Consider the following 4,359-nt stretch of genomic DNA (forward strand, 5'->3'; position numbering starts at 1 on the left):
GAAGGTATATTCCTTGACCCTGTCTACAGCGGAAAAGCAATGGCAGGCCTTATTCATCGAGTTCAATCGGGTGAGTGCTCGGGGCCAATTATATTCTTGCATACCGGGGGAATGCCGGCGCTATTTGCTTACGATGACGTTTTTTGACCCTCCCTTATTATCTGCTTTGGGTAATTTATATGACTGATATTCGTAGAGTTTCACATTGTAGTCATTGGGGAGCTTACACAATCCTTGTTGAAGGAGGGAGGATCATTGGTGTAGAGCCTTCAAAAGACGATCCAAACCCCTCACCGATTATTCATTCTATAAAAGAATGGGCAAAAACGGATCGTCGCGTACTCACCCCTATGGTTCGCAAAGGCTGGCTGGAAAATAAGAACAAAGAGACCCGCGGGCAAGAGGAATTTGTTCCGATTAGCTGGAACGAGGCTATCCGGCTCGTTGCAGGTGAGATCCAACGCGTAAAATCAGAATTTGGTAACGAAGCCATCTTTGCTGGCTCATACGGTTGGGCAAGCAGTGGCCGATTTCACCATTCGTCCACAATGCTCAAGAGAATGTTAAATCTTGTGGGTGGGTATACAGGACATGTTGATACCTATTCTTATGCAGCGGGCCCGGTCATATTACGTCATGTTCTGGGGGATACCGATGCTCTGGTTGGCAAAGGCACAACCTTTGATACAGTAGCCGAGCATAGTCAGACGCTGCTTGCTTTTGGCTCGTTAAGTCCTCGCACTGCTCAGAATGAAGCAGGAGGTTCTGCCAGGCATTCCTTTGAAACAAGTCTTCGAGAAATCACCGCGGCCGGCGTTAAGATCATTCACATTTCTCCTTTACGTGATGATATTCCTGCTTCGGCAGGCGCAGATTGGTGGCCGGTCAGGCCTAATACAGATACTGCATTGTTGCTTGCACTCTCCTGCGAAGTAGTGAAGCTAGGTCGGCATGATGCTGCATTTTTGCGTACTCACTGTAGCGGAAGTGAAGAGTTTTTAGCTTATCTTTCCGGAGATAAGGATGGAGTTGAAAAGAATGCAGCGTGGGCTGCTGAAATCACTGAACTCAATGCGGACTGGATACTAAAGCTCGCGGATCGAATTTCGACAACACGTACCATGATTGCTATGAGCTGGAGCCTTCAGCGCGCTCATCATGGTGAGCAACCTTATTGGGCGGCAATTGCTCTTGCAGCGATTTGTGGTCAGATCGGTTTGCCCGGCGGCGGAGTAGGATTTGGCTATGCATCGCTCGGTGGAGTTGGAGGGCCGGTAACGGTTGGGAAAAACCCGGCAATTTCGGCAGGCAAAAATCCTATAAATACTTTCATTCCCTGCGCGCGAATTACAGACCTTCTGCTCAAACCCGGTGAAACATTCACTTATGAGGGTAATACTCATCGTTATCCAGACACTCGTCTCGTCTATTGGGCTGGTGGTAACCCGTTTCACCATCACCAAGATCTCAATCGGTTAACTGAAGCCTTTCGTCGCCCAGAAACTATCATCGTACAAGACCCCTATTTTACGGCGACTGCACTCCATGCCGATATCATTCTTCCAGCGACCACTTCAATTGAACGCAACGACTTAGCAGCGAACACTCGAAGTGACAAAATAATTGCTATGCAACAGGCAATCCCTCCAGTTGGACTTTCGAGGTCCGATTACGACATTTTTTCAGATATTGCGGAGCATCTTGGCGTACGTGGATCCTTTACTGAAGGACGAACGGAGATGGAGTGGTTGCGATATCTATATGAGGATGCCCGGGCAGTAAACCGTAACGAACACGCCTTCGACATGCCTGAGTTTGAGACATTCTGGCTTGAAGGCTCTACACCTACGCCTGTGAAAACACATGGGGTACACCTGCAGGCGTTTCGAAGTGATCCCAGCGGTAATCCTCTCATGACAGAGTCAAAAAAGATTGTACTGACGAGTCGGCTTCTCAGCTCTTTACAATATGAGGATTGTGCAGCTCATCCTACCTGGATTGAACCTGAAGAATGGCTGGGTTCAGAAGCTGTAGGAGAGAGGCTTCATATGATTTCCAATCAACCAGAGGGGCGTTTACATAGTCAATTAGAAACTGGGGAGGCAAGTTTGTCTCATAAACGTAAGGGGCGTGAAATAGCAAGGATTTCACCTAAAGATGCCCTGCGTTTCAAGCTTTCTCAAGATAGCACTGTGAAGGTTTGGAATAGCCGGGGTGCGTGTTTGGTAACCCTTTGTGTTGATGATGCAGTGCGCCCCGGCGTTTTGGTTCTTCCAACAGGAGCATGGCTGACACAGACCGAACAGGGAAATATTGATATCGCAGGTAATCCTAATGTGCTCACTTTGGATATACCTGCTTCAATGTTTAGTCAAGGATGCGCAGCCCATACCTGTTTAGTATCCGTTGAATTAACAGCTTGTCCAGAAAAAGACGCCATCAGTGAATACAAAGCGAGAATGGATCTACTTGGCATAGGGACTTCTATTTAGGTACGCCACTCGGTGGAAGAGATTAAAAAAATCAAACGCAAAATTCGCCGGAACCTCGGCCAAAATTAAGGGGTAATAACATGAAATTTCTAGAGTTCAAGTCAAAGTTTTTCTCCATGATTGTAGCAGCGTGCGTTTTTCTAAGCACAATGTCATTTGCAACACAGACCCTGGCGAGTGATTACTGGGAAGGTGTAAAGCAACGTGGAGAGCTTCGTTGTGCGGCAGCCATTGCTGCGCCTTATGTTATGAAAAATCCAAAAACAGGTGAGTATGGTGGGGCCTATTTAGACTTGTGTAAGGAGTTTGCAGACGTACTGGGAGTTAAGGTGGTATTCGTTGATACAACGTGGGATAACATCGTAGCGGGTCTTCAGTCCGGCAAATGGGATCTGGCGCCTGCGTTAAACCTTACGCCACAGCGCGCTCTGGCTATCAGTTTCAGTGGACCGGCCGGTTACGATGCAATGACTTTCCTTTACAGAACCGATTCTGAAAAAGTTGGTCATCCTACTCCTGATTTGAAGACCTTAGACGTTCCTGGAATGAGAATAGGCGTGGTGGCAGGGACCGCTCAAGACAAAGCGGTGACTCAACGCTTTAAAAGTGCACAAGTGGTTCGCCTTCCACAACTCGCTTCACTCCAGTTAGCCATTCTTTCAGGTCAGGTTGACGTAGGTGGTTTCCCTTACGATGGTGGAGTTCTCGCCCAGAAAACGCAAGGTGATCACCTGACTTTGCTAAACCCTAAGCCAGCACTCATTAAACAAGCCATTGGTTTTGGGTTGCCGCGGAGTATGGAACCCCGTGATATTGCGGTATTTAATATCTTCCTTGAAGAGAAAGTCGCCTTAGGTGAGGTTGATGATTCGATGATTCATTATGGTCAGATAATGTTGGGTAAGGCTGACTGGTAATAAAATACCTACAAAATCATTGTCGTTTAATCAATTAAGTAAGAAGGCAAGTGTTATTACCTTGCCTTCTTAAGGATAATAAAATGCATACACCTGTATTATCTGTTCGCAATTTACGAAAACAATACTCCCCGACCGTGAAAGTCTTGTCTGGATTATCATTTGATATGAAAGCAGGGGAAAGAATAGTCGTTATCGGTCCCTCTGGTGGTGGGAAAAGCACGCTGCTTCGCTGCGTTATGGGATTGGAAAAAATCGATGCTGGTATTATTGAAATTGAAGGGCAACGTTATATTGAAGTCAACGCTGTGCATGGCAAAGAAAATTATATTGATAAACGTCTGCGTGAAAATGTGGGAATGGTCTTCCAACATTATACATTGTTTCCGCATCTCTCTGTTATTGGTAACCTTATATTATCGCCAGTCAAAGTACGAGGTGAGAGTAGGAGTAAAGCCACTGAACGAGCCATGAAGATGTTGACATTACTTGGATTGTCCGAGAAGGCACATGCATCGCCCGCAATGTTGTCCGGCGGACAGAAGCAACGAGTAGCGATAGCACGCGCTCTGTTGTTAGACCCTAAAATGATGCTCTTTGATGAAGTAACTTCAGCACTTGATCCTGAGCTTGTTGTAGAAGTTGAAAACCTCATGTTGGATTTGGCTTCTCAAAATATGTCTATGATACTCGTAACTCATGATATGTGGTTTGCAAAGCGCATTGCTACACGCGTTATTTTTTGCGCTGATGGCGTTATTGTAGAAGATGGTTCACCTGAGCAGGTTTTTGAAAACCCCAGCAACCAACGAACTCGAGAATTCCTTAAGAAAATAATGCACGTCGAAAAAATTGCATAGGAAAGTAAAATGGGAAGCTATGTTCTTAATTTTGATTTCGTTTTTGACAACCTGGGTATTCTGCTGCAGGGGATAGTGATAACATTGAAG

3 protein-coding genes and 1 pseudogene are annotated in these 4,359 nt (G+C 46.0%); all 4 read left to right on the plus strand.

Annotation, left to right across the window (positions count from 1 at the left end; translation table 11 throughout):
- Nucleotides 1-147: pseudogene (locus J1785_RS26650) on the plus strand (D-cysteine desulfhydrase); the annotation flags it as partial.
- Between the two features lie 32 nt (nucleotides 148-179).
- Complete coding sequence (locus J1785_RS03040; protein ID WP_217138373.1) at nucleotides 180-2,492, plus strand: molybdopterin-dependent oxidoreductase; 2,313 nt, start codon at nucleotides 180-182, stop codon at nucleotides 2,490-2,492.
- An 80-nt stretch (nucleotides 2,493-2,572) separates the two neighbouring features.
- Nucleotides 2,573-3,409: a transporter substrate-binding domain-containing protein gene (locus J1785_RS03045; RefSeq protein ID WP_217138372.1), complete on the plus strand. Its 837-nt coding sequence runs from the start codon at nucleotides 2,573-2,575 to the stop codon at nucleotides 3,407-3,409.
- 83 nt (nucleotides 3,410-3,492) lie between these two features.
- Nucleotides 3,493-4,269, plus strand: coding sequence for an amino acid ABC transporter ATP-binding protein (locus J1785_RS03050; protein WP_049132101.1), 777 nt, complete (start codon nucleotides 3,493-3,495; stop codon nucleotides 4,267-4,269).
- Nucleotides 4,270-4,359 lie beyond the last annotated feature (90 nt).

The sequence above is a fragment of the Rahnella perminowiae genome (assembly GCF_019049755.1).
Taxonomy (GTDB): domain Bacteria; phylum Pseudomonadota; class Gammaproteobacteria; order Enterobacterales; family Enterobacteriaceae; genus Rahnella; species Rahnella perminowiae.

Excerpts from the sequence above, each read along its gene's own strand:
- J1785_RS03045 (WP_217138372.1), top strand. The coding sequence starts at position 2,573 with ATGAAATTTCTAGAGTTCAAGTCAAAGTTTTTCTCCATGATTGTAGCA.
- J1785_RS03040 (WP_217138373.1), top strand. The coding sequence starts at position 180 with ATGACTGATATTCGTAGAGTTTCACATTGTAGTCATTGGGGAGCTTAC.
- J1785_RS03050 (WP_049132101.1), top strand. The coding sequence starts at position 3,493 with ATGCATACACCTGTATTATCTGTTCGCAATTTACGAAAACAATACTCC.